The organism is Ruegeria sp. AH12 (assembly GCF_056541465.1).
The window spans coordinates 1-25,467 of record NZ_JBQFYL010000006.1 but is presented as its reverse complement, the minus strand read 5'-3'; the positions used below and the strand labels follow the sequence as shown (position 1 = coordinate 25,467).

The following is a 25,467-nucleotide window of genomic DNA, read 5'->3' as shown; positions in this document are numbered from 1 at the left end:
GTTTGTTCTTTGTGTCTTTTGCGGAAGGCGGATATCGGATCACACATGGGCCACCTCCATGCCATGCGCGCCGCCCATCATTAGGCCGATCTCATCGACTGTCAGGCCCGTGGTCTCGCGCGGCGCGCTCAGGCGGCCTTCATTCAGTGCGGCGAAACTGTCTGAGATTTCCATCAGCTCATCCAGATCCTGCGAGATACAAATGACGGCGGTTCCTTTGGCCGCCAGGTCCAAAATGGCTTGCCGGATCGATGCCGCAGCCGCCGCATCCACACCCCATGTGGGCTGGTTCACCACCAGGACATCCGGGTTTTGCAGCACCTCACGGCCGATCACGAATTTCTGCAGGTTTCCGCCCGACAGCGACCGCGCGGCGTTTTCGGGCCCCGGCGTGCGCACATCGAACGCGCTGATGATTTTCTCGGCAAAGCTTTTGGTATCGGCCCATTTCAGAAAACCGTTGTTTTCCAGCCCCTCCCTGACCGATCCCGTGAGCAGAGCGTTCTCGGTCAGGCTCATATCGGGTGCGGCGGCATGACCCAGCCGTTCCTCGGGCGCGGTCAGTACGCCCAGCTTGCGGCGCGCGGTGGGGCCCAGCTTGCCAATCGGTTGGCCGTTGAACTTGATCGCATCAGCGGCAGTTTGGATTTCACCAGACAACACGCCCAGCAATTCATCCTGCCCATTCCCGGCGACGCCACCGATCCCCAGAACCTCGCCTTTGCGGACGGTCATATGGACGTTCTTCAGAGCGGTTCCGAATTCCGAAGGGGAAGGCACCGACAGACCGCTGACATCCAACGCAACCTCGCCGAAGGCGCGGCCCGACCGTTCCGGGGTTTGCAAAGTTGATCCCACCATCATCTCGGCCATGTCGCGGGCCGAAGTCTCGGCAGGCACGCATTCCCCCACATTCTTGCCCAAACGCAGAATTGTGGCGTGGTCACACAGCGTGCGGATCTCTTCGAGCTTATGCGAGATATAGAGGATCGAGGTGCCCTCAGACCGCAATTTGTTCAGCGTCTCAAACAGGATTTCAACCTCTTGCGGGGTCAGCACGCTGGTTGGTTCGTCCATGATCAGCAGCTTGGGGTCCTGCAGCAGGCAGCGGATGATCTCGACCCGCTGACGCTCCCCCGCAGACAGATCACCGACAGTTCGGTACGGGTCCAAAGGCAAGCCGTAAGTTTCAGACACCTCCCGGATACGCGATGCCAGATCGCCCATGGGCGGCGGGTTTTCCATCCCCAACGCAATATTCTCAGCCACGTTCAGCGCATCGAACAGCGAGAAGTGCTGGAACACCATCGCAATCCCATCCGCCCGCGCCGCGCGGGGTTCCGCTGGGGCGAAAGCCTGACCGCGCAGCATCATGGTGCCGCTGTCTGGTTTCACCAGCCCATAGATCATCTTGACCAGCGTGGATTTCCCCGCGCCGTTTTCGCCCAAAAGCGCATGTACTTCGCCTTCGCCGATGTCGAACGACACCTGATCATTGGCCACGACGCCGGGATAGGCCTTGGTCATCCCCTGCAGGCTTAAGAGTGGAGTGGTCACGCGCTCAGGTCCTTCTTCAACTCAGTCTGCCGGGCCGGACGCAGAAGCTGCGCGGCGACGCCAACGGCGATCATTTGCGGGTGTTTGCCCAGAGCGGGATCGCCGATTGGACAGGTGATCCGGCTGATGTGTTCAGGCGAATGCCCAAGTGCTGCCAGCCGCGACCGGAATCGCGCCCATTTCGTAGCCGAGCCAATCAGCCCAGCAAAGCGGAAATCATGCGAAAGCAGCCGGTTGCACAGTTCTAAATCCAGATTGTGTGAATAAGTCAGCACAAGATGCTCGGCATGGGGCGGTGCATGGCGAACCAGCTCGGCTGGTTTGGCCGCTGGAACTGTGGTGACACCTGTCGGCAGCGAGGCCGGGAAGCGCTCGGGTCCGGTATCGACCCAGGTGATCGCGATGTCGGGCAGGGGGGACAGAACATCCACCAGTGCTCGGCCTACATGACCAGCACCCCAGATCCACAGGTCCCGCGTGGGTTTGTGAACGGGTTCCACCATCCAGCCGTCGATCAGTTGCGTTTCGGGGGCAATCCCCTGACCGCGCGCAGTTGCCAGCAACCGTTTCACGGACAGAGTCATTTCGTCTTCAGATGCGGATCGCGCTATGACCGTGTCGTCGAGTGCATCAGATGCCTTGAGATCAAAGACCTCGCTGAACAGTGAAACTGCACCGCCACAACACTGTCCCATATCGGGGCCTAGCGCGTGATGGGTCAGACGGGCAGGGATGGTTTGGGACCGCGCGGCTTCTGCGGCTTGAAACTCCAACGCGCCGCCGCCGATCGTTCCGCTCTGACCATCCCGCCAGACCAACATCGCGGCTCCGACCTCGCGTGGGGACGAGCCCTTGATCGCAGCGATGACCACCCGAGTCACTTTTCCATGGGTTTTGACCGCCTCCCTCAAAGCCTCCAGGTCAAACCCCATCAGATGTCTCCCTTCATCCGCTGAACACCGCGCCAGACTTCCTCAGCCGTGGCGGGCGCATCCAGCGCTGGATAGCTGTCGCCACAGGCTGCGACCGCATTCGACAGGGCCAACCAGGCCGATATGCCCAGCATGAAGGGCGGCTCACCCACCGCCTTCGAGCGATAGATCGTGTCCTCGCGGTTCTCGCCATCCCATAGCGCGACGTTGAATATATCAGGTCGGTCCGAGCAGGCTGGGATCTTGTAGGTCGAGGGCGCGTGTGTGCGCAGGTTGCCCTTGCCATCCCAAACCAGTTCTTCGGTCGTCAGCCAGCCTGCGCCTTGCACATAGCCGCCTTCGACCTGTCCGATATCGAGCGCCGGGTTCAGCGAGGCCCCCGCATCATGTAGGATATCGGTACGCAGGATACGGTTTTCGCCGGTTAGGGTGTCGATCGCCACTTCGGTGACGGATGCCCCATAGGCGAAATAAAAGAACGGACGCCCCCGGCCTGCAATCCGGTCCCATTCGATCTTGGGGGTTTTGTAGAAACCCGTCGCTGACAGGCTGATGCGCCCCTGATAGGCTAAAGCGGCGGCCTCAGAGAAGGTATAGCGTTCCGCACCTACCGAAACGTGACCGTCCGAGAAAGTGACAGTCGACGGGTCGGCCTGATGACGCTCGGCCAGATGGTCGGCCATGCGGTCGCGGATCGTGTCGCAGGCCGCTTTGACCGCCATGCCGTTCAGGTCACTGCCCGAAGACGCTGCTGTGGCCGAGGTATTGGGCACTTTGGCCGTATCAGTTGCGGTGATCTTGACCATCTCCAGCGGGATGCCAAAGCGCGACGCGGCGACCTGCGCGACCTTCTGGAACAATCCTTGCCCCATCTCGGTACCGCCATGGTTCAGGTGGACCGAGCCATCTTGATACACATGCACCAAAGCACCAGCCTGATTGAGGTGCGTCAGCGTGAAGGAAATCCCGAACTTGACCGGAGAGAAGGCGATGCCCTTCTTGATCACACTGTTCTGGGTGTTCCATTTTTCGATGGCTGCCTTGCGCGCGGCATAGTCGCTGGATTTCAGCAGAGCTTCGGTAATGCCATGCAGTTCGAAATCGCTAACCTCCATGCCGTAGGGCGTGGTATTGCCGCTTGCGGGTAGAGGGCGCACGGGCGCATTGCCCATCTCAACGGCGCCCCGGCTTGTCAGGTCTTCGTGCGGGTCAGGGTGACCTAATGGTTTCTCTGTCGGTGCAGCCTCAGCGATCTCGTGGGCGGGTTCGTAGTAGTTGCGGCGGCGCAACTCGACCGGGTCCAGACCCAGCGTATGCGCGGCATGGTCCATCACGCGTTCGATCCCGACCATACCCTGAGGGCCTCCAAACCCACGATAGGCGGTGGCGGATTGGGTGTTGGTTTTCAGCCGGTGGCTCTCGATCCGAGCATTGGGCAGCAGGTAAGCGTTGTCCGAATGCAGCATCGCGCGGTCCGCGACGGGCAGAGACAGGTCCTGCGCCCAGCCGCAAATCGCGTGGTGTAGGAACGAGACACCTTGTATGTGGCCGTTTTTGTCAAACCCGGCTTTGTAGGAAATCCGGAAGGCGTGGCGCTTGCCGGTGATGATCATGTCGTCATCGCGGTCATAGCGCATCTTGCAGGCCTTGCCGGTTGCGCGCGCGGCGATAGCACACGCTACCGCCAAAGCGTTTCCTTGGCTTTCCTTGCCGCCGAACCCTCCGCCCATCCGGCGGGTTTCGACTCGGACCGCGTGCATGGGAACACCCAGCGCATCGGCCACCTTGTGCTGAATCTCGGTTGGATGCTGGGTGGAACTGTGGACCAGCATATCCGCGCCTTCATTGGGCACGGCAAGTGCCGCCTGACCTTCGAGGTAGAAATGCTCCTGCCCGCCAAGCTCGAAGCTTCCTTCGATGATATGGGGCGCACTAGCGATGGCGGCGTCGGCGTCGCCCTTGGCGTAGATACGGGGGCCATCCTCGAAACGGCTGTCAGCCGCCAGCGCCTCTTCAACGGTCAGGATCGGGGTGTCTTCGGCATAGTCGATTTTGCCCAGCCGCGCGGCTTTGCGGGCGGCGAGATGGCTGGTGGCGACGACCAGAAACACCGGCTGACCGATATAGTGAACCGTGCCATCCGACAGCAGCGGTTCATCGTGGATCGAGGGAGAGACATCATTTGCGAAGGGCAGGTCTTCGGCTGTCATCACCATGACAACGCCCTCAGTCTCTTTCACTGCCGACAGGTTCATTGCAGTGATCGCGCCTTTGGCAATTGGGCTGAGTCCAAACGCCAGATGCAGCGTGCCCTTGGGTGTTGGGATGTCATCCACATAGCGCGCAGCACCGGCCACATGCAAAGGGGCCGCGTCATGAGGGAGGGGTTTGGTCACGCTCATGCCGACACCTCCAACACGTTGGTCACTTCGCCCTGATCCTCAAGGAAATATCTCTCAAGCATCGCTTTGGCAGCTTCCAGACGATAGGTTGCTGAGGCACGCATGTCCGTGAGTGGTGAATAATCTTCGGCAAATGCAGGCAGCGCGGCGTAAATCGTCTCGCGCGTCCAAGGTTTGCCAATGAGTGCGGCCTCGACAAGGGTTGCTCGTTTTGGCGTGCCGGCCATGCCACCAAATGCGATCCGCGCTTCGGTGACGGTGCCCTCTGAAACGGTTACATTAAAACACCCGCAAACGGCCGAGATATCCTGATCGAACCGTTTGCTGAGTTTGTACGCCTTCAGCCGATCTGGTTGACGCGGGAAGCTGACGGCCTCAATGAACTCGGCAGGTGCGCGGTCTTGCTTGCCGTAGTCGATGAAGAAATCCTCAAGCGGGATCGAGCGCCGTTCGCCGCCCTTGCGCAAATGTAGGGTCGCGCCCAAGGCGATCAGGGCGGGCGGGTTGTCCCCGATAGGCGAACCATTGGCGATATTGCCGCCGACGGTCGCTGCGTGGCGGACCTGAACGCTGGCATAGCGCCGGATCATCTCGGCGTAAGAGGGGTGGATGTCGGAAAGCGCGTCACCCATGCGGTTCATATCGACCATTGCTCCGAAACGGATTTCGTCATCGGTGAAGGTGATCTGTTTCAGGTCTTCGCAGCGGCTGAGAAAGATCACCGGGTCCAGATTGCGCAGTTGCTTGGTCACCCAGAGGCCAACATCGGTAGCGCCTGCAACCAGAGTGGCATCAGGGTTCTCGGCATAGACAGCCGCCAGCTCGTCGGACGATGCGGGCAGCGACGGCGACGCGGCTGATGTTGCAATGGGTTTGTCTTTGACCCAGACCGGTACAGGCTGCTGCTCGGCGGCTTTCGCTGCGCGGATAATTGGCGCATAGCCGGTGCAGCGGCAAAGGTTTCCGGCCAGTTGTGTGTCATGATCCGTGGCACCATTGGCATGGCTTGCGACCATCGACATCACGAAGCCGGGCGTGCAGAAACCGCATTGCGAGCCATGCAGATCGACCATCGCCTGTTGCACGGGATGCGTCTCGCCGTTCGGCCCGCTGGCACCTTCGACGGTGCGGACCGCTTTGCCGTGCAACTGGGGCAGGAACAGAATGCAGGAGTTGAGCGCCTTGTGGCCATCCGCATCCGTCACCATGACGGTGCAGGCGCCGCAGTCACCTTCGTTGCAGCCTTCCTTGGTGCCGGTCAGGCCGCGATCTTCGCGCAGCCAGTCCAGCAGGGTGGCTGTCGGATCGACATCCGCCAGTTCCACTGTCTCTCCGTTCAGAAGAAACGTGATCGTCATACGAGAAACCCGTCGCGTTACCCGGTTGCGCCCGTTCGGCCCTCCTTCGATGCGACGTAGAAAGAGTGGCGGGCGAGTAGCTTGCCGTATGATGTTAGAAACAGCGTGGCTTATCTGGCAAGAAAAACTGCCTATATGATGTACCATTGCACTCGGACAATGTGAAAATGCCCGTTTTTAGTATTGTTCAGCCAGTTGAAATTAAAGTGTTTTCTGCAAAGCAGATGGTGCCGTTCCCGAAGCACCTTCTGGAAAATCCGAATAATCCGCGCTGATTTTTTAGGCATGCCAAAGCGTCGGTTCCGGCTTTTGCGTGACGGCTGGCTGCGATAGCGTAGCGGTCATGAGCAGTTCTCCTCGATTCATTCACCTCCGTGTCCACACTGAATATTCCCTGCTGGAAGGCGCTGTGCGGCTCAAAAAGCTGCCGGGGCTTTGTGAGAAGGCAGAGATGCCCGCGGTTGCGGTGACCGACACCAATTCCATGTTCTCGGCTTTGGAGTTTTCGGTCACGGCCAGTGGGGCGGGCATACAGCCTATCATGGGCTGTCAGGTCGATCTGACCTATGTTCAAGCGCAACCGGGGGAAAAGCCCAAGGCGCCTGCGCCGCTGGTGCTGCTGGCACAGTCCGAGGTCGGGTATGAGAACCTGATGAAGCTGAGCTCGTGCCTTTATGTCGACAAGGGGGGGCAACTGCCGCAGGTTACGCTGGACGAACTGTCCGAACGGTCGGATGGCTTGATTTGCCTGACCGGCGGGCCGGATGGGCCTGTGGGCATCTTGCTGCAGCAGGGGCAACGCCCGGCCGCCGAGGCCCTGGTGGACCGGCTTGCGGGTATTTTCCCCGGCCGCTTGTACATCGAACTTCAGCGCCATCCGGGCGAAGATGGCCAGCCCGAGGCCGAACGCCTGACCGAACGTGGTCATGTGGAAATGGCCTACGCCAAGAACCTGCCTCTGGTGGCCACCAATGACGTCTATTTCCCGACGTCGGACATGTATGAGGCGCATGACGCACTGATCTGTATCGCTGAGGGCGCTTATGTTGATCAGCAAGAGGGCCGCCGCCGCCTGACAGCGCAGCACTATTTCAAGTCGCAGCAGGAGATGGCGACCTTGTTTGCCGACCTTCCTGAGGCCATCGAGAACACGGTCGAGATCGCAAAGCGCTGCGCCTTCATGGCGTATCGCCGCGATCCGATCCTGCCGAAATTCGCGGATGATGAAGTGGCTGAACTGCGACGTATTGCGAATGAGGGTCTGCAGAAACGTTTGGCCGTAATCCCTCATGCGGTGACGCCAGAGGAATATCAGGAACGGCTGGATTTCGAGCTGGATATCATCGAAGGCATGGGCTTTCCGGGCTACTTCCTAATCGTGGCGGATTTTATCCAATGGGCCAAGGACCAGGATATCCCTGTGGGGCCGGGCCGGGGCTCGGGTGCGGGATCGCTCGTGGCTTATGCACTAACGATTACGGACCTTGATCCTCTGCGCTATTCGCTGCTGTTCGAACGATTCCTGAACCCGGAACGGGTGTCGATGCCCGATTTCGATATCGACTTCTGCATGGACCGCCGGGAGGAGGTGATCCGATACGTGCAGCAGAAATATGGCCGCGACAAGGTGGGGCAGATCATCACCTTTGGTGCGTTGCTGTCGAAAGCCGCCGTGCGTGACATCGGGCGGGTTCTGCAGATGCCATATGGTCAGGTCGACCGGCTCTCCAAGATGATCCCGGTCGAAGGTGTCAAACCCGTCTCTATCGAAAAGGCCCTGAAGGACGAACCGCGCCTGCGCGAAGAGGCGCGCAGCGAGGAGGTCGTGGACCGCCTGCTGAATTACGGCCAACAGGTCGAAGGGCTTTTGCGCAACGCCTCGACCCACGCGGCAGGGGTGGTGATTGGAGATCGACCCCTGGACGCCTTGGTGCCGCTGTATCAGGACCCGCGCTCGGACATGCCTGCGACTCAATTCAACATGAAATGGGTGGAACAGGCCGGGCTGGTGAAGTTCGACTTCTTGGGTCTGAAAACCCTGACCGTGATCCAGAACGCGATGGATTTGATCTTCAAATCCGGGCGGGATTTGCACATCGCGCCGGATGGTACGGAGTTGTACGAACCAGCAGAAGGAGCTGTTAACCAGATCAACGCGATCCCGCTGGATGATGAGGCGACGTACAAGCTCTATTCCGCAGCCAAGACTGTGGCGGTGTTCCAGGTGGAATCCTCGGGCATGATGGACGCGCTGAAGCGGATGAAACCGGACTGTATCGAGGACATCATCGCCCTTGTCGCGCTGTATCGCCCCGGCCCAATGGAAAACATACCCAAGTTCTGTGAGGTCAAGAACAAACTCAGCGAACGGGACACGCTGCACCCGTCGATTGATCATATACTGGACGAAACCCAAGGCATCATCGTCTACCAGGAACAGGTAATGCAGATCGCGCAGGAAATGGCGGGCTACAGCCTTGGCGGTGCCGACCTGCTACGCCGTGCCATGGGCAAGAAAATTCAGGAGGCGATGGACGCTGAGCGGCCCAAATTCCTCAAAGGTGCCGCCGAGAATAACGTGGATGAGGCCAAGGCGATCGAGGTTTGGAACCTGTTGGATAAGTTCGCCAACTATGGCTTCAACAAATCCCACGCCGCCGCCTATGCGGTGGTTAGCTATCAGACCGGCTGGCTGAAGGCGAACCATCCGGTTGAGTTCATGGCCGGTGTCATGAACTGCGATATCCATCTGACCGATAAATTGGCCGTCTATTTCGAAGAGGTCCGCAAGGGGTTGGAACTGCCTTATGTGCCGCCTTGCGTGAATCGGTCTCAGTCGACCTTTGATGTTGTGGATGGGCATCTGGTTTATGCGCTGGGCGCGTTGAAAAACGTGGGCGTCGAGGCGATGAACCTGGTGGTCGACGGACGAGGTGAGAAACCGTTCGTGAACCTGTTCGATTTTGCCCGCCGGGTCGATCTGAAACGGGTTGGCAAACGCCCGCTTGAAATGCTGGCGCGCGCCGGGGCCTTCGATGAGCTTGACAAAAACCGCCGCCGCGTGTTCGAAAGCCTCGACCCGCTGGTGCAGTATTCAGCAGCGATCCACGAACAGAAGAACTCGAATCAGGTTTCACTGTTTGGTGAGGCGGGCGATGACCTGCCCGAACCGCGCTTGTCCCCGACGCCAGATTGGTTGCCTGCCGAACGTCTGAGTGAAGAGTTCAAGGCGATTGGCTTCTATCTGTCGGGTCATCCGCTGGATGACTACATGCCAGCATTGAAACGCAAGCAGGTACTAACCTTGGATGAGGTGATGGAAAAGGCGCGCTCGGGGCCGTTGATTGCGAAGATGGCGGGTGTTGTTGCCGGACGTCAGGAAAGGAAGTCTGCGCGCGGCAATCGCTTTGCCTTTGCTCAGCTCTCCGATCCGACCGGAGCCTACGAGGTTACGCTGTTTTCAGACACGCTGGAAAAATGCCGTGAGTTTCTGGAAACCGGGGCGCAAGTGGTGCTGACAGCAGAAGCGACGATGGAGGCTGATCAGCTGAAGCTGCTGGGCAGGTCTGTCGGGCCTGTGGATTCGGTTGTGGCCGATGCCGGTGCAACCGGGTTGCGTATCTTCGTGGATCAGCCTCAGGTGCTGTCCACTGTTGCCAAAGTGCTTGAGGATGCAGCAAGCGCAGCCAAAGGGGCCGCGAAGGGGCCAATTCAGCTGTGCCTGCTGGATCCTGGCCTGCCGGGCGAAGTTGAAATGGACTTGGGGCAGGTTTTCCCGATCAATCCACAGATCAAAGGCGCGATCAAATCCCTGGAAGGCGTGATGTCAGTCGAGGAATTCTGACCCCTACTTTTGTTGCCAGAGAAGACCCGCCCGGCTAGGCTGAATCGCAGATTGATTTTGGAGTTATGCAGGAGGGCATCCTTATGGCGGTTTCAGGCCTGGTGATTCGATCACTTGCACTGGCAGTTGTGGCGTCGCTGGCGCTGGCTTCGGCGGCAGTGGCGGATGACAAGAAGAAAAAAAGGAACACCATCGAAGGCGCTTTGATCGGGGCCGGGGTCGGCGCGCTTTTGGGCGACGGCAAGGGCGCCGCGATTGGTGGCGTGGCCGGGGCCTTCATTGGGCATAACTGGAAATGAGAGCCATGCGAGTGAACCCGTTTAAACCCGTATTGGCCAGCTTAATCTTAGCTCTGCCGGGCATGACCCTTGCTGATGAAGCCGCTGAACAGATGGTGCAGGATGCGCTGCCTCTGATGTATCACACCTGCGCCAGTGTGGTGGAAGAGGCTGATGGCGATGAGACGTTTATCTATGCGATCGTCGAAAAGATGACAGCTCTGTCGATCTATAACCGTCAGATCGATATCAACGATCACGCCGGTTCGGATGAGGACAAAGCCCAGCTGCGAGAGACGTTCATCGCAGCTTTGAGAGAGGGCTGTGCCGAGGACAAGGATGCCTTGTTAGGCGGCGTGGTCGACAATGCGGTAAAAACAACGCTGGGGTTGTGAACTTGGGGCCGGCCGCTCAGTCGGACGCTCGTAAGGCAGGCAAGCCGACGCCTGTACTGTCGAAGCCACCATCTGATGCAATCACTTGACCTGTCACATAGCTGGCCTTGTCCGAACACAGGAAAAAGATCACCTGCGCGATCTCGCCTTCCGAGCCGTAGCGGTTCAGAGGTATGGCGTCATGATAGGCAGAGATGATTTCGGGCGTGTGAACGGCCATGGCAAGCTTGGTGCGGACCGGACCGGGGCAGACGCAGTTGGCGCGAATGCCATATTCACCCAGCTCAGCGGCTTGCTGTTTGGTCAGATGGATGACACCGGCCTTTGACGTTCCATAAGCAACGCGCAGGGTGCTTGCCCGCAGGCCCGAGATTGACGCAATGCTGACGATTGCGCCCCGACTTTCTTTCAGTGCGGGTATCGCGGCCTGAGACACCAAAAAGACCCCATCCAGATTTGTTTCCATAACCCGGCGCCACATCTCAAAGCCGTGTTGTTCGATCGGTCCGAAGTCCGCAACCCCGGCATTGTTCACCAAGGTGTCTATTCGACCGAATTCGTGTAAGACGGCCTTTGTCATGCCGTCCACCTGCTCCGGGTCCGAAACATCGGCAACAATGGGTAGGGCATCATCAAGCTCATTGGCTGCCAGAGCTAGTGTTTCCGCGTCCCGATCGATCATCGCGACCTTCCACCCGTCCGCCAGAAACAGTTTGGTGGTTGCTAGACCGATCCCGCGCGCGGCACCCGTTACCAAAGCGAGTTTCTGTGCCATAGGGTCTCTCCTGTTAGTGAATCGCAGTGGGGTCGTTTGGGTGCGGGCAAGCGCAACGTTTGACACTCAATCAAGGGTCAATAATGCGGGGGCCGTTCATCGCCGAACACGACCCCGCCCGAGCCTTCCTGTGCTCGTTCCGCCTCGCGCTGTAGCAGCATCTCAACCCGTCTGGTCAGGCGGTCGATCTCGCTTTGTTGCCGGGTGACAACCGTGTTCAACTCCTCAACCGTGCGCGACAGATGGGCGATCTGTTCTTCCAGATGCTGCATTGTGGTCTCCTTCTGGGTTGGTCATAGCCCTCCGCAAGACCCAATGCCAGCGAAACCCCGCCTTGCCCCGATGCGGGCCATGGGATAGACCGCGCGCGTAATACTATGCCCCAAGGACGCCCCAAATGGCCAAGCCCAAGAAACAGCCCCGCCCCAAGGCCGTGACGCCGAAAGGGTTCCGTGACTATTTCGGCGAGGAAGTCACGCAGCGCACCGAGATGCTGCGGACGATTGCGGGTGTCTATCATCGCTATGGGTTCGACGCCTTGGAGAGCAGCGCGGTTGAGACGGTTGAGGCGCTGGGCAAGTTCCTTCCGGATGTGGATCGCCCGAATGAGGGTGTGTTTGCGTGGCAGGAGTTTGACGAAGGCGGGAATGGCGATTGGATGGCCCTGCGCTATGACCTGACCGCACCTCTGGCTCGTGTTTACGCGCAGCACCGCAATGATCTGCCCACACCCTATCGCCGCTATGCGATGGGGCCGGTCTGGCGCAACGAAAAGCCGGGGCCGGGGCGGTATCGTCAGTTTTATCAATGTGATGCGGATACGGTGGGCACCGCCTCGATGGCTGCCGACGCCGAGATCTGTGCGATGCTGTCGGATACGCTGGAAGAGGTCGGCATCCCGCGTGGCGACTATCTTGTGCGGGTGAACAATCGCAAAGTTCTGAACGGTGTGCTAGAGGCGATGGGATTGGGCGAAGATGCTGCCGCCCGCGACAATGTCCTGCGCACCATCGACAAGTTCGACAAGGTGGGGGAGGCGGGCGTCCGCGAGCTGCTGACCAAAGGGCGACTGGATGCCTCTGGTGCGTTTATTGATGGCGTAGGTCTCAGCGAAGATCAGGCCGAGCCGGTCATTGCCTTCCTGACGTCCAAAGCTGTGGATACGTCCGGTACGCTGACCAACTTGCGCGCCGCTGTAGGCGACAGCAAGATCGGTGCAGAGGGGATTGCCGAGCTGGAACAGATCGGCGCGCTGCTGGATGCCGGCGGGTACGGATCGGATCGGATTGAGATTGATCCTTCGGTCGTCCGTGGTCTCGGCTACTACACAGGTCCGGTTTACGAGGCAGAACTGACCTTTGAGATTTTCGACGAGAAAGGCCGCAAGCGGCAGTTCGGCTCGGTCTCGGGCGGTGGGCGCTATGACGATCTGGTCAAACGGTTTACCGGGCAGGAAGTGCCAGCGACAGGTATCTCCATCGGTGTTGATCGACTGCTGGCCGCCCTGCGCGAAAAAGGCCGTTTGAGTGCGCAAGCCACAGGTCCGGTGGTCGTCACAGTCATGGATCGCGACCGCATGGCCGACTATCAGGCGATGGTTGCCGAACTGCGCAACGCGGGTATCCGGGCTGAAGTTTATCTGGGTAACCCGAAGAACTTCGGCAACCAGTTGAAATATGCGGACAAGCGGAACTCTCCGATTGCAGTGATTGAAGGCGGCGACGAAAAGGCCAACGGGATCGTCCAGATCAAGGACCTGATCCTGGGGGCCAAGATCGCCGAAAGCGCCACGCTTGAGGAATGGAAAGAGCGGCCCAGTCAATTCGAAGTGCCGCGTACTGATCTGGTCGCCAAGGTGCGTGAAATTCTGGACAGTCAGGACTGAGCCATGGCCAACCGTTCCCAGATACAGGCCCGCGCTGCAATGATGCGTGTCCGTTTTGAGGCTGCGGGTGCTCAGGTGGTAGATACGCCGCTGTTGCAATCGGCAGATACGTTGCTGGACCTTTATGGTGAGGATATTCGCGGACGCGCTTACATCACTTCGGATGCGCTGCGGGGCGAACAGATGTTGCGCCCGGACTTTACCTTGCCGGTGGTGCAAATGCACATGCGCGACGGCGCTGAACCTGCGCGGTATACCTATTCCGGAGAGGTCTTTCGCCGTCAGGAGCATGATCCGGACCGATCTAATGAGTATATTCAGGTCGGCTATGAGGTGTTTGACCGCGACGATGTGGCGGGGGCGGATGCCGAGGTGTTTTCGCTCATCGCTTTGCAATTGCGCGGGCTGCCTCTGCGCGCGGCAACAGGGGATATTGGAATTCTGATTGCCGCCGTCGAAGGGTTACGTACAACAGACCGCCGAAAGGCGGCGTTGATGCGCCATCTGTGGCGGCCGCGCCGGTTCCGTACTCTGTTGGATCGGTACGCAGGTCGCAAGTCTGGGTCTGAAGCGCGCGATGCTCTGCTGGATTCCACTGACCCGCTGTCGTTCGATTTTCCGATGATCGGCAAGCGCCGAGCGCCAGAGATTGTCGAACGGATCGAAGCCCTGCGCGAGGATCGCATTGCGCCGCCCATTGCTGACAATGAGTTGGTCGGGCTGGAGACCCTGTTGAATGTACGCGAGACGATGCCCTTCGCGCTGGAACAGCTGCGGGATGTGGCGGTCGATCTGCCGCAGATCACCCCAGCCCTAGACCGACTTGAGGAGCGTATAGCAGCGTTGCAGGCGCGCGGCGTGGATGTCGAACGGCTGGATTTCGAGGCGTCCTATGGCCGGACCTCGATGGAATACTACGATGGGTTTGTTTTTGGCTTCTATGCCGAGGGCCGACCTGATCTGCCGCCAATTGCCACCGGTGGGCGTTATGACGCGCTGACACGGCAATTGGGTGACGGGTCTGAAATCCCCGCAATTGGTGGCGTGATCCGACCCGACCTGATGCTGGACATCGAGGAGGCCGCGCGATGAGTGTGAAGCTGGGCGTGCCCTCGAAAGGCCGGTTGATGGACAAGACATTCTCGTGGTTCGAAAAGCGCGGCATTATCCTGTCTCGCAGCGGATCGGATCGGGAATATGCCGGAACGGTAGACGGCGTCGACGGGGTTTCGCTGATCCTGCTCTCGGCCGGGGAAATCCCGCGTGAACTGGCTTCGGGCCGTATTCATCTGGGCGTGACTGGCAACGATCTGGTGCAGGAAAAGCTGCCGCGCTGGGAACAGCAGGTTGCCGAGGTTTCAGCGCTGGGCTTTGGTCGGGCCGACCTGATCATTGCAACTCCGGCCTGCTGGGTCGATGTCGATACGTTGGACGATCTGGATGCAGCAGCTGCCGCATTCCGCAAGGTGCATGGTCACCGGCTGCGGATTGCCACCAAATTCCACCGGCTGGTGCGCGAGTTTCTGACCGATGCGGGCGTCGCGGATTACACTCTGGTCGATAGTCAGGGCGCGACCGAAGGCACGGTGATGAACGAAACCGCTGAAGCAATCGCCGATATCACCTCCACCGGAGAAACACTGCGGGCCAACCACCTCAAGGTTCTGTCGGATGGGCTGATCTTGCAATCGCAGGCGACGTTGTGGCGCAGCCGGGTGGCCAAGCTTGATGCGGCCGACAAAGCGGTTCTGAGCGAATTGCTAGAGCGGTTGCAGTAGCTACAGAACGCCGATTTCAGCGAGCGCGCGGTTCAGATCGTCGGGCAGGGCGTCCTCCTGCGCGCGGTTTTTGGGTAGGTCGGCGGGTGTGTCTTCGGGTTTGAGATAACGCCAGCCCTGAAAGGGGCGTTTCAGGGCGTTTTGGGTGCGATGTACCTCGGGGTCCAGCACTATGGCGCAGCGACGGATACCATCCTCGCCGCGTACCTCGTCCAGCCGCAGGATACGTTGGCGACATTGGACGACACCCTTGATGACCCAGTAGATGGACCCGCCATTCAGAATCTCGGCTTCGCGCTTGGGCCACATTCGGGTGACATGGCGCGGGCAGCCATCCTCATACAGCGGTTTGCGACTGTCCTGCCAGGCCTGCAACGTGTCCACGCTGTCTGACCCAACTGAAAGTTTGATGAGGTTTACGTATTTATCCACAGCTTGCCCACAGAGTCGTCCATCGACTATCAATCCATTGTAGCTCATGTACGATTGTCATCAAGGTGTTGTGGATGGTACTCTGAATACCTCTTTCAGATAGGGAATCACCAATGAGCCGCTTTGCCGCCCCCATCGCCGAGCAAATCTGGGATATGAAATACCGCTTTAAACAAGCGGATGGCACGCCCATTGATCAGACGGTCGAAGACAGCTGGCGGCGCATAGCCCGCGATCTGGCCCGGGTGGAAAAAGACCCCGCGCAATGGGAAGGCAAGTTCTATGAAGCGCTGGAGGATTTCAAATATCTGCCCGCCGGTCGCATTACTGCCGGGGCAGGCACCGCGCGTCAGGTGACCCTGTTCAACTGCTTTGTCATGGGCACGATCCCGGACAGCATGGGCGGTATCTTCGACATGCTGAGAGAGGCGGCCCTGACCATGCAACAGGGTGGCGGGATCGGTTACGATTTCTCGACTATTCGCCCGCGTGGTGCGGATGTACACGGGGTGGCAGCGGACGCATCAGGGCCGTTGTCGTTCATGGATGTCTGGGATGCCATGTGTCGGACCATCATGTCTGCAGGCTCGCGCCGCGGGGCGATGATGGCAACCATGCGCTGCGATCACCCGGATATCGAACAGTTCATCACCGCCAAATCTGACCCCGCGCGCTTGCGCATGTTCAACATGTCCGTGCTGGTGACTGATCCTTTTATGGAAGCCGTCAAGGCCGATGGCCCATGGGAGTTGGTGTTCGATGGCAAGGTCTATCACACCGTGCAAGCGCGTGATCTGTGGAACAAGATCATGCAGGCCACATATGACTATGCCGAGCCCGGCGTGATCTTCATCGACCGGATCAATCAGGCCAATAACCTCAGCTATGTTGAAACCATCGCGGCAACCAACCCCTGTGGTGAACAGCCACTGCCACCCTATGGTGCGTGCCTGTTGGGTTCGATCAATTTGGCCCGATTGGTGGCGGAGCCGTTTGAGGAGGCGGCGCATCTGGATGAAGCAGCTCTGCAAGAGTTGGTCGCCACCGCTGTCCGCATGATGGACAACGTGGTAGACGCATCCAAATTTCCTCTGGTCGAACAAGAGGCCGAAGCGCAGGATAAACGCCGTATCGGATTGGGCGTCACCGGGCTGGCCGATGCGCTGTTGATGCTGGGCCTGCGCTATGGCTCGGACGAGGCGGCGCGTCAGACCGAACGCTGGTTGCACAGCATCGCCCGCGCCGCGTATCTGGCGTCGGTCGACTTGGCGAAGGAAAAAGGGGCGTTCCCGCTGTTCGATGCCGAGAAGTATCTGGCCAGTGGCACGATGCAGCAGATGGACGAGGATGTGCGGGATGCGATCCGCGAACACGGAATCCGAAACGCGCTGCTGACCTCGATCGCGCCGACGGGGACGATTTCTCTCTATGCTGGCAACGTGTCGTCAGGGATCGAACCGGTCTTTGCCTATGCCTACACCCGCAAGGTGCTGCAGAAAGATGGCTCGCGCACCGAGGAAGAAGTGGTGGATTATGCCGTCCAGATGTGGCGCGACAAGTTTGGTGATACCGAACTGCCGGATTACTTCGTCAACGCGCAGACTCTGTCGCCGTCTGATCATGTGAAAATGCAGGCGGCGGCGCAGAAATGGATCGACAGTTCAATCTCCAAGACGATCAACTGCCCGGAAGATATCAGCTTTGACGCCTTTAAGGACGTTTACATGCAGGCCTGGGATCAGGGTTGCAAAGGCTGCACCACCTATCGACCCAACGACGTGACAGGGTCGGTTCTGACCGTTTCCGAGAGCGAAGACACTGCACCGGGTGAAAGCGCCAGCGCACCGCATGAGGTGGATGGTGGCGATGTGATTTACATGTCCGAGCCGCTGGACCGCCCGCAATCTTTGGAGGGGTCGACCTACAAGCTGAAATGGCCGGACAGCGAACACGCGATCTATCTGACTATCAACGACATCGTAATCGCAGGCCGCCGCCGGCCGTTTGAGGTGTTCATCAACTCGAAGAATATGGAGCATTACGCCTGGACCCTTGCCCTGACTCGAATGATCTCGGCCGTGTTCCGCCGAGGCGGGGATGTGTCATTCGTTGTGGAAGAGCTAAAGGCTGTCTTCGATCCCCGTGGCGGGGCCTGGGTGAAAGGCAAGTATATCCCTTCGATTTTGGCGGCCATTGGTGGTGTCATCGAACAGCACATGGTCAATATCGGCTTTCTGGAAGGCGAGGGGATGGGGCTGAAATCCGACCCTCAGGCGCAGGTTGTGAACATGGACGCCCCGCGCGGCAAGGCCTGCCCTTCTTGCGGGCAGTTTGACATGGTGATGATTGAGGGGTGCATGACTTGTAGGAGTTGCGGGCATTCCAAATGCGGATAGGCTGTGCATCATCTAGGTGTGGATGTGGCGTTTCATAGGACATGACCTAAACGTTTCAATAGATCATTTTGGCTGGTGATATGAGAATACGGCCTCGGATTTCTTCCGGGGCCGTTCGCTAGTCTAAAAAGGACAGACGAATGAGATGGTACTGGGCTGACGACATTATCAGGCTTTGATACAAGGGGCGGGAAGCGGGCATTCGCTGCACTTGAGTTCCCGTTCCGAGCTTGCCCGCTTTCGAAGAGCGACCCTTACTGCGCGCTGCATTCACATTGTCCCGTCCTCTAGGCCCAACCGGTGTACATTTGCCTTGCCGGTGCCGGTGACCGTGGCAATGGGATCAGAGTTGCCACTTAGATCCCACGGCTATTTCGGACACCTCCCAAAGACGCGACATGACAGCTTTGTCATGGGCGTGGGCGTTCAGTGTGCCTTTGCCGACCGGGCCGACTGCTTCCATTCGGCCTGTCGGACCATAGAGGGCGCGTTGCTCGGTCAGGGCCTCTTCGGTCGCGCACATGACTTCAGGGTATGAGCCCTGTTCCGCAGTCTGGACCATCGGCGTCTTGGTCATCAGCCACCAGATGAAACGCATCGTGCGGCTTCCGCTGGTGGTTATCAGCGACGTAGCCGACGAGCCCGGATGGCAGACGAAGACCTCGACATCCTTGCGCCCCGCTGCGGCCAGACGGTCCTGCAATTCGTAGGCAAACATCATCTGCGCCAGCTTGCTCTGCGAATAGGCGGTGTTCGCGCCATAGCCGTCGTCCCAGTTCATGTCGTCGAACTTGATGGTCTTGAGACCCATGTTGTAGCCCAGGCTGGCGACGACCACGATCCGGCCTTTGCTTTCCGCGATGCGGTCAAAGAGCAGGCCATTGAGCAGAAAATGTCCGTAGTGGTTGGTGCCAAGCTGGCTTTCGAACCCGTCGACGGTCAGCTTGCGCGTCGGCACCTGCGCGATGGCGGCGTTGTTGATCAGCGCGTCGATCCGAGGCACCGTCTTCAGGACCTCTTCAGCGGCCTCGCGCACGCTGTCTAAAACGGACAGGTCCATGCGGATGAAGCTTACGTCGGCTTTTGTGCCGAATTCCTGTTTCAACTCTGCGATTGCCGCCTCGGATTTCTCGGTTGAGCGGTTCAGCATCACCACCTTGGCGTTCTTCTTCAACAATATGCGCGTTGCTTGAAAGCCTGCGCCAGCATTGGCGCCAGTGATGATGTAGGTCTTGTCTGACTGGTCGCCGAGGCGCTCGGGTGTCCAGCCTTTGGGTCCGAATGTCGTGTCTGCCATTTTCTGTCTCCTGCCAGCCCAAACTGGCGGTTTGAGGTGTTGTTGCTTGAAGGCACAGATAGAACCTGACTGGGCGCGGAAACAGGCGATATACTCTCGATTACTTGCCCAATCGTCTCAACCCCATTGCAAAGATGAAAGTCCTCTGCCAGTTAGATTGCATGAGCAAAGACCAGATCAAAGACCTTATCGAGCGACGTCTACCAAAGGCAGGCCTCGTCGATACCGCGTTGAAAGGTGTCCAGCTTTTCCGGGTGACCGAGGCCGTGCCCTGCGTGCCTGCTGTCTATGAGCCCACGGTGGTGGCTATTCTCAGTGGCAGCAAAGAAGCTGTTCTGGACGGTAAGCACCACGTCTATGGCAGCGACAAATACCTGCTGTGCCCCATGACTTTACCGGTGGAGGCGGGCACGCCATTGGCGTCCAAGGACGATCCTCTGCTTGGCGTGGTGATTGCGCTGGAGCCGCGGATGATGCGCGAGCTCACCATGGAGATTGAGACCGCTGCTGGTGGCAACAGACAATCGCGGGACGGCGCGCCATCGGCTTTGGCATTGGCGTCCTGGGATAGTGGTTTCACACAGGCACTGCTGCGGCTTCTCGATCTGCTCGACAATCCGGTTGATCTGGAGGTGCTCGGGCAAGGGCGAATGCGCGAGTTGTGTTACGCAGTGCTCGTGGGCGAGGCCGAGTCCGCCGCAAGACGGGCCTTTGGCGTCGGCAACGAAATCGCGCGCACCATCGACTACCTCTCAACCCACATGAACGAGCAAGTGACCATCGACGATATGGCGGACCACGTCGGCATGAGCCGCGCGGTCTTTCATCGGCGGTTCAAGGCAGCCACGACAATGTCCCCGATTCAGTTCGTGAAATCCATGCGGCTGAACAACGCCGCCATGAGGATTGCCGAAGGAAAGACCGTGTCGGAGGCAGCCTGGGACGTGGGCTATCAAAGCTCTTCTCAATTCAGCCGTGAGTTCAAACGGATGTACGGCCAGTCGCCCCGGCAATGGAGCCATGCGGCGCAGACCCCAGAACTACTCAGCTAACTGGCATTTCAAGCTTGTGGCGAATGTCCGGAAACCGGGATGCGAGTGCAGCATTCTGATCCATGGTTGAGTGACCGGTATGGGCCGCTTGACCTTCCTCAGTTATCATCGGACAGTGTGGTTGGCCTGACGCGTAGGCCGGTGTGCCCGCCATGCGAAGCAAAGCAACGCGAAGTTAGTATTTTGGATACCATGCCGTTGGCAGGGTCCGATAAGCAGCGGGCACCTTTTCGGATCCAGTTCGGATATGGATCATGAAACCGACACATTCACTAAAAAAACTGAAAGAACTTTCAAAGCGTTATGCACGAGCGCAACAGGTTCCTTTACACCAAGCACGTGACTTTGTTGCCAGGCAGCTTGGGTTCCCACATTGGAACGACGTCACAAAGGAGCACAGAACAGGTTGGCTTCCAACGCAGGCGCAACTGTCGAGCATAGAAAGCCTGCTCATAAACTCTCTTCCTGGAGATGAAGCCGGCCGACCCAAACATGGCTCTTTTATTCAAACCTCGATTTTCGAAAACGATGTTCAACACGGAAAGATCGACGGGCACGAATACCAAATCTCAGTTTCACTGGGCGATGTTCACTTGTACGGGACGGGATGGCACCTTCACTTACCGGAAGCACCGAACAAGGCACCTCGTCTTGAGATCGCTGAGCAGATCGAACATCAGGCACCCGTTCACGAACCGAAGTTTCAGAAACAGGCACTTGTTATTGCACTCAAACGTGCGGAACAAGTTCGTGCCGGTATTGCGTCAGACTGGCCGAGACGGTCTACAAAACCTGATAAAGAAGGTGTCGTCCGTCATCCGATCAGTGGTGCTGAATCGAATAAATGGTATTGCCTGCATTGTGACTCATCGATGACGGGCAATCAGATTGCGAAGAGACTTTGGCATTGCCCAACTTGTGTCGCCTCTCCACTCGATATCCACGAGAATGCTTGGTGGCTTAAAGACGGTGGTGCGCGATCCAAACCAATTGCGGACAACGACATTCCTGAGAGGCCTGACTTAATTGTTGATGTCAGAGACACACGGCTGAAATTAGAACTTGATCCAGAAAAAATTACACTTTTGATCCGAAGCGCACTTGTGGAAGATGCTTCAAACGCAAGCGAGCGTTTGGGGGCACTGTTTGCAGAAATATCCGTTGACGATGACAATGACGTTTGGATCACCTTTGATGTAGACCTTTGGCCGGAACTGAAGGAACCTGTGTCCGCTCTGGCAGTAGGGGCTCTTCTCGGAGTGAGGGTGGAGCAAGAGATTTGCCTACGGGAGTTGCCTTTTGCTTGGCCTGGTTTGGGAGAGCATACCTCCAGCACTGTGGAGTACACGGAATTGATGCTCAAAGCTTACGCCAGCCAAAAATCAGATAAATCAGTAGAATAGCCAAAGACCGCAAGACAGGAGGCTGTTGGATGTGTCCTGCAGCCTTCGCCTTTTGGCAACTCGCAAACTTCACTAGCGTCCTCTTTTGGGAAGCTGCATTGCGGCACGAAAATGATAGTCAATTGTCAGCAATGGGCCGTTGAGGGGAATTGAGGCAACTGGTGGATGTTGCTTACATACTGAACCTGTGAAGAAATTAGCCGAGAAACATGGAGAGGCCCGATGTCTTACCAGGACAAAATGAAAGGTCAGTGTTCCAAGTGCGGTTGGGTCACAAGGCGAACATTCAAAAACATGGGCCGCAAGCCTTGCCCAAAATGCGGCGGTCAGGTCCTGTTCCACGAAGATGACAAAGAAGCAGCGCAGACCATCGCAATATTGTCGATAGTTGGGATGATTGTGATTGGGATCCTTTTTGTCTCGCTAGGGATAGCAGAGTGGTAAACGTTTCCTGAAGGAAAACCTCATTCCATTGATTTCAAGTGCGACTACCTTCGCCAAAGCTCGATTATTGCGCACGCAGCGAACGGCAGCTTCGACGGGCTGCGACGCAGCATTCAAATCAATTGATGGATGACCGCTTTTGTCGAGTAGTTCACGGAAAAAGTGGTAGGGACCCATACTGCGGGGCTTCCGAGGTCTGCTAGTTGCCCTTGAGCACTTCACCAATCAAATGGTTCATAACCTCTTTGTAGACGTTCGGATCGCCCCCATAGGCGATCTCTAGCGCGGCGCGATCAAACGCGGCCGACAACAAATTAGTCAAAGCATCGATCTGTTTTGGGGAATGCTCAGGAAGAGCCCGCGAAAGCCCTTCACGAAGTTCTTCTGTTCCATTGGCCCGGGTCAACGCGACAGCGGTGCTGTGCCCTAATACCGCTGGGGCCTCTTCCATCAGGAGGCGTACTCGGCCTGGGACCAACATCGCTTCAAAAAAGGCATTCGATCCTGTCACCATGGCCTGTTCGGGATCGGCCACATTGCGCGTTTCCTGGTCAATATGGTGTGAGATTGCTTTGGCCTCCTCTTCTGCGACGGCGCGGAAAAGATCAGCCTTGTCCTTGAAATGATGATACAGCGCGCCGCGGGTTACGCTGGCCTTACGTACGATGTCTGGGGTTGCAGTATCGGCAAATCCCGAATTCACAAACAGTTCTCGGGCAGCCTCTACGAGTTTGGCACGCGTTTCGGCGCGTCGGTCTGCCTGGCTGCGTCGGGCGGGTTTTTCTGGGGGCAAATTTAACGGCTCCGATTATCACTACAAGCACCTTACATACATCTTGCATGTATTTGCAAATTGATGATACATACACAGTGCATGTAAGTTAAGGAGATCAAAAATGCGCGTCATCCAATATTATCCGGTCATTCAGTCTGAATCGGTTTCTGAGACGGCAGAGTTCTACAAACGTCATTTTGGCTTCCGCGCAGCGTTCGAGGCGGATTGGTATGTGCATCTACAAAGTGAAGCGGATCCGTCGGTCAATCTCGCGGTCGTCCAGTCAGACCACGAGACGATCCCAGAGGTTTCCCGCGGTGCGTCTACGGGTATGATCCTCAACTTTGAAGTCGAGGATGTCGACAAAGTGGATGAACGACTTCGGTCGGAAGGAGTTCCGGTGGCAAAGTCACTTGTGAGCGAGCCGTTTGGCCAACGCCATGCGATATATCGCGATCCAAACGGGGTACTGATTGATGTCATCACTCAGATCCCACCCTCAGAGGAATTCCTGTCTCAATATGCAGCCGACGCAGTACCGTCGTAATTCAGGGTGCCGGATGGCCAGGTTGGTTCGAAGCAGTTGGATCGATTTGCCCGCGTGTAAAGGGACCAATTCTGGACAGATAAGCGGCCCTTGCCGAGTTGGCCACCTTTGGTACCGGGGGCGGCCTTGTTACCTGTGCCCATGTTCGAACGCTACATCGAACACGGCCGCCTGATACAACCCTTCAGTGAAGCCGTTAACGCTGGTAAATATTGCTTCGCCTAGCCTTCGGATCGCCCCGCAACGGATGCTATGGGTAAGTTTGCAGAATGGCTGACCGCCAACGGAGCCACTGAATTAAGTGACTTCACGGACCAGAACCGCGCAAATTGATCTGCATCAATATTTGGACCGCAAGCGAGAGTTATGGCGAACGGAAGCAGTTTGGATGAAGTCGCGGTGACAAAAGAAAAAGATGGCCGAATTGTCTGGCACGATCTTTTCACGCCTGATGTGGAAGCTTCCAGGTCATTTTACGAAAGCGTGGCAGGTTGGAGCTATATTGTCGAACACGCCACAGATTTCGCATGGGGCGGCGGCCATCGAGATTTTGTCCTCGCCACTCTCGATGGAGAGGCAGGGGCCGGGGTCGTTTCTCAAAATCAGGTGCCCTTTGAAGGCTGGATTCCTTATATTGAGGTCGAAGACGTAGATCAGGCTGCCAAACTCGCCGTCAAGCTTGAAGGATCGGTAGTGAAACCGCCCTTTGAAGTTCCAGGGGTTGGTCAGAACTGCCTCTTACGTGATCCGCTTGGCGCGTTCTTCGGTATATCAGTTTCGCGTCACGACTATCCTGTCCCCGCTCGTCAGTTTACGCACGAACACTACCTATCCCGTAGCGGTGCATTCCCGGACAACTTCTACCACCAAATGTTCGGATGGAATCTCTCACCTGCTAGAAATGTACCTTCGTCACAGAGACTGATTAGTTTGAATAAGGACGTGTTGGCGATATGTCCAGCGGAACCTGCAGCTCCCAACAACAACGTTGCGTGGGCGCCGGGTGTTCGCGTCCAATTTCTCGAAAAAGCACTGAGCAAGATCAACTCGGGCCCAGGTTCGGTGTTTGCTCTTCATCAGAATAATAAAAACACTATTGAGAAAGGTCTGGCTTGCGATGCAACTGGGGCATTGTGCTGTGTCGTCCAGATTTGATGCTCGGTCGTAAGGTTCGCAGTCCATTGTTTATAACGGCATCCTCAAGTGGGCCAAAAACCTCAAATCCGATCTTGGTGCTAGCTTTCGCAATCGCAGCGAATACAGGAAAGCGTGCCGCTACCGTCGTGTAAGAGAACTATGCTTAAGGTTCGGATTGGGGCGATCGCACTTGACAGTTGTTGGAATTGTAAGCGCGCAACATATTGATGCGAAACGGCATTGTTTGGGTTTGTGAAGAAAGGCCGGCTATTCCAGAAAACCGTCAATGGTCGAGGCGACATCAACCGCGGTTTTTACATCGGACATGCTGGTGTTCTCAAAGGCGCTGCCGCTTTCTATACTTGGCTTGAGCAGCTCGAATATAGAAAGGACTTCCTCTTCCAGTTTCGCCGGCTTTTCCTCGGACAAGCTGGCTTTGGTCTTTGCAATATCCGTCGCCAGTTTCATCAGATCAAGGCGCTGAGGTAGAGTAAGCATAGTTCGTTTCCGGGTCTGACTGCGATCTCAGAACCTTCCTACGGGCAGCCGTACGATGGGCAGAGTGAGTCACCGTTAAATTCTCGACTGCCGGATCTTAGTCCAGCGCCCCGGTGGTGCGCAGCGCCTCGGTCATTTTCTGTGAGATGTCCGATGGCACATGCCAGATCGTGTAGAGCGTCCGGATAAACCGATCTACATCGGGAATGTTGGTCTTCAGGGCCGACAGGGTTGAACCCAGGTCGGCGTCCGGTTCCGTGTAAGGAACGCACATAAGCTCAA

General features: G+C 57.6%; 22 protein-coding genes. 11 read left to right on the top strand and 11 right to left on the bottom strand.

Translation table 11 applies throughout. The features are described from left to right. Window positions 1–39: 39 nt before the first annotated feature. From ACR0EL_RS11395 to xdhA, 4 genes are read right to left on the bottom strand one after another with little or no spacing between them, the layout of a single operon-like run. Window positions 40–1,557, bottom strand: coding sequence for an ABC transporter ATP-binding protein (locus ACR0EL_RS11395; protein ID WP_480499994.1), 1,518 nt, complete (start codon window positions 1,555–1,557; stop codon window positions 40–42). Next, the gene (gene xdhC, locus ACR0EL_RS11390) at window positions 1,554–2,489 is read right to left on the bottom strand and encodes a xanthine dehydrogenase accessory protein XdhC (RefSeq protein ID WP_480499993.1); all 936 of its coding nucleotides are present in this window, start codon (window positions 2,487–2,489) and stop codon (window positions 1,554–1,556) included. The genes ACR0EL_RS11395 and xdhC overlap by 4 nt, the downstream gene beginning before the upstream one ends. Then, window positions 2,489–4,891: a xanthine dehydrogenase molybdopterin binding subunit gene (gene xdhB, locus ACR0EL_RS11385; protein WP_480499992.1), complete on the bottom strand. Its 2,403-nt coding sequence runs from the start codon at window positions 4,889–4,891 to the stop codon at window positions 2,489–2,491. Before xdhB ends, xdhC begins: the two co-directional genes overlap by 1 nt. Further along, entirely contained in the window at window positions 4,888–6,249 is a 1,362-nt protein-coding gene (gene xdhA, locus ACR0EL_RS11380; protein WP_480499991.1) for a xanthine dehydrogenase small subunit, read from the bottom strand. Before xdhA ends, xdhB begins: the two co-directional genes overlap by 4 nt. Window positions 6,250–6,592: 343 nt before the next feature. Here xdhA and dnaE point away from each other — a divergent pair, with 343 nt between their 5' ends. The 3 genes from dnaE (at window position 6,593) to ACR0EL_RS11365 (ending at window position 10,766) form a co-directional block, all read left to right on the top strand. After that, window positions 6,593–10,093 carry a DNA polymerase III subunit alpha gene (dnaE, locus tag ACR0EL_RS11375; RefSeq protein ID WP_480499990.1) on the top strand — a complete coding sequence of 1,167 codons (3,501 nt, stop codon included), beginning with the start codon at window positions 6,593–6,595 and terminating at the stop codon, window positions 10,091–10,093. A gap of 83 nt (window positions 10,094–10,176) precedes the next feature. After that, entirely contained in the window at window positions 10,177–10,392 is a 216-nt protein-coding gene (locus ACR0EL_RS11370) for a YMGG-like glycine zipper-containing protein (protein ID WP_480499989.1), read from the top strand. A gap of 62 nt (window positions 10,393–10,454) precedes the next feature. Next, complete coding sequence (locus tag ACR0EL_RS11365; RefSeq protein WP_480499988.1) at window positions 10,455–10,766, top strand: hypothetical protein; 312 nt, start codon at window positions 10,455–10,457, stop codon at window positions 10,764–10,766. Between the two features lie 16 nt (window positions 10,767–10,782). Here ACR0EL_RS11365 and ACR0EL_RS11360 read toward each other — a convergent pair whose 3' ends face one another. After that, on the bottom strand, window positions 10,783–11,541 hold the full coding sequence (locus ACR0EL_RS11360; RefSeq protein ID WP_480499987.1) for an SDR family NAD(P)-dependent oxidoreductase: 759 nt from the start codon (window positions 11,539–11,541) through the stop codon (window positions 10,783–10,785). Window positions 11,542–11,618: 77 nt separating this feature from the next. Continuing rightward, window positions 11,619–11,813, bottom strand: a complete 195-nt coding sequence (locus ACR0EL_RS11355) for a SlyX family protein (protein WP_170536130.1) — start codon at window positions 11,811–11,813, stop codon at window positions 11,619–11,621. Window positions 11,814–11,938: 125 nt separating this feature from the next. Here ACR0EL_RS11355 and hisS point away from each other — a divergent pair, with 125 nt between their 5' ends. Genes hisS through hisG form a run of 3 tightly spaced genes read left to right on the top strand, consistent with a single transcriptional unit; the run spans window position 11,939 to window position 15,204 of the window. Beyond that, a complete protein-coding gene (gene hisS / locus ACR0EL_RS11350) occupies window positions 11,939–13,426 on the top strand; it encodes a histidine--tRNA ligase (RefSeq protein WP_480499986.1) in 1,488 nt (495 codons plus the stop codon). A gap of 3 nt (window positions 13,427–13,429) precedes the next feature. Then, a complete protein-coding gene (locus ACR0EL_RS11345; protein WP_480499984.1) occupies window positions 13,430–14,518 on the top strand; it encodes an ATP phosphoribosyltransferase regulatory subunit in 1,089 nt (362 codons plus the stop codon). After that, window positions 14,515–15,204, top strand: a complete 690-nt coding sequence (gene hisG, locus ACR0EL_RS11340; RefSeq protein ID WP_480499983.1) for an ATP phosphoribosyltransferase — start codon at window positions 14,515–14,517, stop codon at window positions 15,202–15,204. Before ACR0EL_RS11345 ends, hisG begins: the two co-directional genes overlap by 4 nt. Here the strand turns inward: hisG and ACR0EL_RS11335 are convergent, their stop codons facing one another. Further along, window positions 15,205–15,636: a DUF1489 family protein gene (locus ACR0EL_RS11335; RefSeq protein ID WP_480500149.1), complete on the bottom strand. Its 432-nt coding sequence runs from the start codon at window positions 15,634–15,636 to the stop codon at window positions 15,205–15,207. It lies immediately after the preceding gene. Between the two features lie 113 nt (window positions 15,637–15,749). Here ACR0EL_RS11335 and ACR0EL_RS11330 point away from each other — a divergent pair, with 113 nt between their 5' ends. Next, the gene (locus ACR0EL_RS11330; protein WP_480499982.1) at window positions 15,750–18,032 is read left to right on the top strand and encodes an adenosylcobalamin-dependent ribonucleoside-diphosphate reductase; all 2,283 of its coding nucleotides are present in this window, start codon (window positions 15,750–15,752) and stop codon (window positions 18,030–18,032) included. Between the two features lie 343 nt (window positions 18,033–18,375). Here the strand turns inward: ACR0EL_RS11330 and ACR0EL_RS11325 are convergent, their stop codons facing one another. Next, complete coding sequence (locus tag ACR0EL_RS11325) at window positions 18,376–19,329, bottom strand: SDR family oxidoreductase (protein WP_480499980.1); 954 nt, start codon at window positions 19,327–19,329, stop codon at window positions 18,376–18,378. Between the two features lie 161 nt (window positions 19,330–19,490). Between ACR0EL_RS11325 and ACR0EL_RS11320 the strand changes: the two genes are divergently transcribed. Together ACR0EL_RS11320 and ACR0EL_RS11315 are read left to right on the top strand one after the other, a co-directional pair. Continuing rightward, the gene (locus ACR0EL_RS11320) at window positions 19,491–20,381 is read left to right on the top strand and encodes an AraC family transcriptional regulator (protein WP_480499979.1); all 891 of its coding nucleotides are present in this window, start codon (window positions 19,491–19,493) and stop codon (window positions 20,379–20,381) included. 254 nt (window positions 20,382–20,635) lie between these two features. Beyond that, complete coding sequence (locus ACR0EL_RS11315; RefSeq protein WP_480499978.1) at window positions 20,636–21,784, top strand: hypothetical protein; 1,149 nt, start codon at window positions 20,636–20,638, stop codon at window positions 21,782–21,784. 643 nt (window positions 21,785–22,427) lie between these two features. Here ACR0EL_RS11315 and ACR0EL_RS11310 read toward each other — a convergent pair. Beyond that, window positions 22,428–23,021: a TetR/AcrR family transcriptional regulator gene (locus tag ACR0EL_RS11310; RefSeq protein WP_480499977.1), complete on the bottom strand. Its 594-nt coding sequence runs from the start codon at window positions 23,019–23,021 to the stop codon at window positions 22,428–22,430. Between the two features lie 103 nt (window positions 23,022–23,124). On the opposite strand from ACR0EL_RS11310, the gene ACR0EL_RS11305 reads away from it, so the two are divergent. Beyond that, complete coding sequence (locus tag ACR0EL_RS11305; RefSeq protein ID WP_480499976.1) at window positions 23,125–23,550, top strand: VOC family protein; 426 nt, start codon at window positions 23,125–23,127, stop codon at window positions 23,548–23,550. 366 nt (window positions 23,551–23,916) lie between these two features. Beyond that, the gene (locus ACR0EL_RS11300; RefSeq protein WP_480499975.1) at window positions 23,917–24,705 is read left to right on the top strand and encodes a VOC family protein; all 789 of its coding nucleotides are present in this window, start codon (window positions 23,917–23,919) and stop codon (window positions 24,703–24,705) included. Between the two features lie 249 nt (window positions 24,706–24,954). Here the strand turns inward: ACR0EL_RS11300 and ACR0EL_RS11295 are convergent, their stop codons facing one another. Further along, window positions 24,955–25,185: a hypothetical protein gene (locus ACR0EL_RS11295; protein ID WP_480499974.1), complete on the bottom strand. Its 231-nt coding sequence runs from the start codon at window positions 25,183–25,185 to the stop codon at window positions 24,955–24,957. A gap of 97 nt (window positions 25,186–25,282) precedes the next feature. Further along, on the bottom strand, window positions 25,283–25,467 hold a 185-nt coding region (locus tag ACR0EL_RS11290; RefSeq protein WP_480499973.1), incomplete at its 5' end, for a hypothetical protein.